Annotated in this window: 3 protein-coding genes; 1 reads left to right on the plus strand and 2 read right to left on the minus strand. The window is 66.1% G+C overall.

Annotation, left to right across the window (positions count from 1 at the left end):
* Positions 1–685, minus strand: a 685-nt coding sequence (locus ENN83_RS13500) for a substrate-binding domain-containing protein (protein ID WP_287187766.1), incomplete at its 3' end; no start/stop codon positions are given.
* Positions 686–776: 91 nt separating this feature from the next.
* The gene (secA, locus tag ENN83_RS13505) at positions 777–3,500 is read right to left on the minus strand and encodes a preprotein translocase subunit SecA (protein WP_287187767.1); all 2,724 of its coding nucleotides are present in this window, start codon (positions 3,498–3,500) and stop codon (positions 777–779) included.
* 177 nt (positions 3,501–3,677) lie between these two features.
* On the opposite strand from secA, the gene ENN83_RS13510 reads away from it, so the two are divergent.
* Positions 3,678–4,523 (plus strand): peptidylprolyl isomerase, encoded by an 846-nt coding sequence (locus ENN83_RS13510; RefSeq protein WP_287187769.1) that lies wholly within the window; start codon positions 3,678–3,680, stop codon positions 4,521–4,523.
* The last annotated feature ends 78 nt before the right edge of the window (positions 4,524–4,601 follow it).

Below are 4,601 nucleotides of genomic sequence, written 5' to 3' on the forward strand. Positions count from 1 at the left end.
CGGGGCCGCCGAGTTCCGACCAGTCGGTGATCTGGCCGGTGAGGATGCCGATCATTGCGTCGATGGCGATTTCCTGCACCGGATGGCCGGGCGCGACGACCGGCACGATGGCATCCAGCGCCAGGACCCTGCGGCGGGCGGGAGCGGAAAGGTCGCCGAAGCCCGCCTCACGCAGACGCCGGATTTCCTCGGGGCGCGGTTCGCGGTCGGCCATCACGATATCGGCGGTCTCTGCCAGCAGGTCGGCGAAGCCCTCTTCGGTGCTGACAAGGGTCAGGTCGATCTCGGCCACGGGATGACCGGCGGCGCGGTCGCTGAGAACGAAACGCATATGCGGCCCGTCACGGTCGCGGGTGACGGACAGGCCGCGCCGGTCGGCATAGGTCTCGATCAGGGCGGGCATCAGCACCTCGCCCAGGACGGGCGTGCCGGACAGGCGGAAGCGCGCGACATGGGCCTCGATCCCGGGGCAGCCGGGGCCGGTGCAGATGACGCCCTGCCCGTCGAGGGTGAGCGGGCCATAGATCGTGTCGACGCGGTAGAATTCGCCGTCGAAGCCGATCAGCGCGCCGCTGATCTCGACCGATCCGTCACGCGAACTGAGCGTGACGTCCTGCGCCCGGGCGGGGACGACGAGAAGGGCGAACAGCGCGGCGGCCAGCGCCGCGCATCGGAACAAGCGCATGGCAAGAGGGCCCTGACCGCCTCAGTTGGCAGCGAGTTTCCGGTGTGGAGGACGATTTTTCAACACCGGATCCTCGCCTGTCGGGACCCGTTCAGACAAGCTGGCCATGGCAATGCTTGAACTTGCGCCCCGAACCACAGGGGCAGGGGTCGTTGCGCCCCGGGCGGCCCCAGGTTTCGGGCCGGGCCTCGTCGAAGCCCTCGGCCGCGCCATCGGGGCGCGGCGGGGCCGCGCCGGGGGCGGCAGCATGTTCGGCGCTTGCCCCCTCGGCGGCCTGGGCCAGTTGCTGCTGCTGCTCGGCAAGCTGGCGCATCATCGCGCCGCGCTCTTCCTCGGTCAGCGGCCGGATCTGGCCCAGCTTGCGGCTGACATCCTCGCGCAGCGCGTTCAGCATCGACTCGAACAGGGCAAACGACTCGGTCTTGTATTCGTTCAGCGGATCGCGCTGGGCATAGCCGCGGAAGCCCACGACCGAGCGCAGATGTTCCAAGGTCAGGAGGTGTTCGCGCCATTTGGTGTCGATGGTCTGGAGCAGGATCTGCTTTTCGATGTTGCGCATGACCTCGGGGCCGAACTGCGCGGCCTTGACCGCCATCGCCTCGTCCGCGGCGTCGCACAGCCGTTCGCGAATCTCGGCATCGTCCACGCCCTCTTCGTCGGCCCAGGCGGCGACCGGCGCGTCAAGGCTCAACTGCTCGGCCAGCGCCTCGTTCAGACCTTCGATATCCCACTGATCGGCATAGGATTTCGGCGGCATGTAGGTTTCCACCAGATCGTCGATCACTTGGTGGCGCATGTCCTGCACGATCTCGGACAGGTCGGCGGCCTCCATGATTTCCAGCCGCTGGCCGAAGATGACCTTGCGCTGCTCGTTCATCACGTCGTCGAACTTGAGCAATTGCTTGCGGATGTCGAAGTTGCGGCCCTCGACCTTGGCCTGGGCCCTTTCCAGGGACTTGTTCACCCAGGGGTGAACGATGGCCTCGCCTTCCTTCATGCCCAGCGTGGACAGCACCTTGTCCAGACGGTCCGAGCCGAAGATGCGCATCAGGTCGTCTTCGAGCGAGAGGAAGAAGGCCGACCGCCCCGGATCGCCCTGACGGCCCGACCGGCCGCGTAACTGGTTGTCGATGCGGCGCGATTCGTGGCGTTCGGTGCCGAGGACGAACAGCCCGCCGGCGTCGAGCACCTTCTTCTTCTCGTCGGCATGTTCGGCCTCGATCCGGGCGCGGATCTCGTCGGGATGCGCCTCGGGGTCGGCGGCCAGCGCCTCCATCACCTTCATCTCGACATTGCCGCCAAGCTGGATGTCGGTGCCGCGCCCGGCCATGTTGGTGGCGATGGTCACCGCGCCGAAGCGGCCCGCATCGGCGACGATCTGGGCCTCCTGTTCGTGGTGGCGGGCGTTCAGGACGTTGTGGGGGACCTTTTCCTTCTTCAGGAGCTCCGACAGTTTCTCTGATTTCTCGATCGAGGTGGTGCCGACCAGAACCGGCTGGCCCCGCTCATGCGCCTCCTTGATCGAGGCGACGATGGCCTCGAACTTCTCGCGGGCGGTGCGGTAGACGGCGTCATGTTCGTCCTGGCGGGCGATGGGGCGGTTGGTCGGGATCTCGACCACGCCAAGGCCGTAGATCTGCATGAACTCCTCGGCCTCGGTGGCCGCGGTGCCGGTCATGCCCGCCAGCTTGTCATAGAGGCGGAAATAGTTCTGGAAGGTGACAGAGGCCAGCGTCACGTTCTCGGGCTGGATCCTGGCGCCTTCCTTGGCCTCGATGGCCTGGTGCAGCCCCTCGGACAGGCGGCGGCCGCGCATCATGCGGCCGGTGAACTCGTCGATCAGCATCACCTCGCCGTCGCGGACGATGTAATCCTTGTCCTTGAGGAACAGCTTGTGCGCCTTGAGCGCCTGGGTCGCGTGGTGGACGATGGTCGTGCTTTCGGGATCGTAGAGCGACTGGCCCTCGGGCAGGAGGCCGACCTGGTGCAGGCGCTCCTCCATGAAATCGTTGCCCTCTTCGGTGAAGGTGACGATCCGGGTCTTCTCGTCGATCTTGTAATGCTCTTCGGTCAGGTCGGGCACGACCTTGTCCATCGCGACGTAAAGTTCCGAGCGGTCCTGGCTGGGCCCCGAGATGATGAGCGGCGTGCGCGCCTCGTCGATCAGGATCGAGTCGACCTCATCCACGATCGCGAAATGATGCCCGCGCTGGGACATGTCTTTGAGCTCGGCCTTCATGTTGTCGCGCAGGTAGTCGAAGCCAAGCTCGTTGTTGGTGGCGTAGGTGATGTCGGCGCGGTAGGCGGCGCGCTTCTCGTCATCGGGCTGCCAGGGATAGACCACGCCGGTCATCATGCCGAGATGGGCGTAGACCTTGCTCATCCATTCGGCGTCGCGCTTGGCGAGGTAGTCGTTGACGGTGACGATATGCACGCCCTTGCCGGTCAGCGCGTTCAGATAGGCCGGGAAGGTCGCGACCAGCGTCTTGCCCTCGCCGGTCTTCATCTCGGCGATGTTGCCGCGGTGCAGGAAGATGCCGCCCACCAGCTGCACATCGAAGGCGCGCAGGCCCAGCGCGCGGCGCGCGGCCTCGCGGCAATTGGCGAAGGCTTCGGGCAGCAGGTCGTCGAGTTCCTCGCCCTCGGCGCAGCGGCGCATGAGCTCGCGGGTCTTGTCCTTGATCCCGTCGTCGGTCAGCGCCTGGAACTCGGGCTCCAGCTCGTTGATGCGGGTCACCAGCGGGCGCACCTTCTTGACCATCCGGTCATTCCTGGTGCCAAAGACCTTACGGGTGAGTGTTCCGATGCCCAGCATGTGCTCTCCGCGGCGGCTGTCTCAAGGGATGTTGTTCGACGGACGCCTTGCCCGCCTGTCGATGCGGCAATAGAAGTGGCTTCAGACTGAGGAGCGGCCCCAAAGACCACCAGCGATGTAAGGGGCCGCCAGATTGGAGTCAACGTCGCCAAGCGCGCGGCACGAAAGGAGTTGCCCATGTCCAGACCTGCGAAACCGCTGCTTGCGCTTGCCTTCGTTGCCGGGCTGGCCCTTCCTGCGGCGGCCGAGGAGATCGGCCCCGGAACCGTCGTGGCCCGCGTGGGCGCGACCGAGATCACGCTTGGGCACATGATCGTCATGCGCGCGCAGCTTCCGCCGGAATACCAGGCGCTGCCCGACGACACGCTGTATCAGGCGATCCTCGACCAGTTGATCCGGCAAACCGCGGTCGCCGAGCAGACCGGCGGCGAGCTGTCGCTGGGCGCACGGCTGGCGCTGGAGAACGAGCGGCGGTCCTTCCTTGCGGACGAGGCGCTGGGCCGCGCAGCCGAGGAAGCGGCGACCGAGGAGGCGATTCAGGACGCCTATGAGGCCGCCTTTGCGGGCGCCGAGCCCACGCCGGAATACCGCGCCGCGCATATCCTGGTCGAGACCGAGGAAGAGGCGCAGGCGGCCATGGCCCGGGTGCAGGACGGCGCCGATTTCGCCGAGCTGGCCAAGGAGACCTCGATCGACAGTTCGGGGCAGATGGGCGGCGAACTGGGCTGGTTCACCAAGGGCATGATGGTGCAATCCTTCGAGGATGTGGTGGTCGCGATGGAACCCGGCACGGTCGCCGGTCCGTTCGAGACGCAATTCGGCTGGCATCTGGTCAAGCTGCATGAAAGCCGGCTGAAGGATGCCCCGGCACTGGACGAGGTGCGCGAAAGCATCGTCCAGCAGATCCAGCGCGATGCGATAGAGGCGGCGCTGGAACGCTATGCCGCCGAGGCCGAGATCACCCGCGCCGAGATCGAAATCGACCCCGCGGTGCTGAAGAACCGCGAACTTCTGGACAACTGATCCGGCACGCAGCAGGGGGACGGCGATGGCCAAGTCGAAGAAGAAGATCGAGAAGAAGATCACCAAGGCCAAGGTCAA

Source organism: Rhodovulum sp. (assembly GCF_011048875.1).
GTDB lineage: Bacteria > Pseudomonadota > Alphaproteobacteria > Rhodobacterales > Rhodobacteraceae > Rhodovulum > Rhodovulum tesquicola.

Coding starts and splice junctions, on each gene's coding strand:
- secA (WP_287187767.1), bottom strand. CDS start 3,500: ATGCTGGGCATCGGAACACTCACCCGTAAGGTCTTTGGCACCAGGAAT.
- ENN83_RS13510 (WP_287187769.1), top strand. CDS start 3,678: ATGTCCAGACCTGCGAAACCGCTGCTTGCGCTTGCCTTCGTTGCCGGG.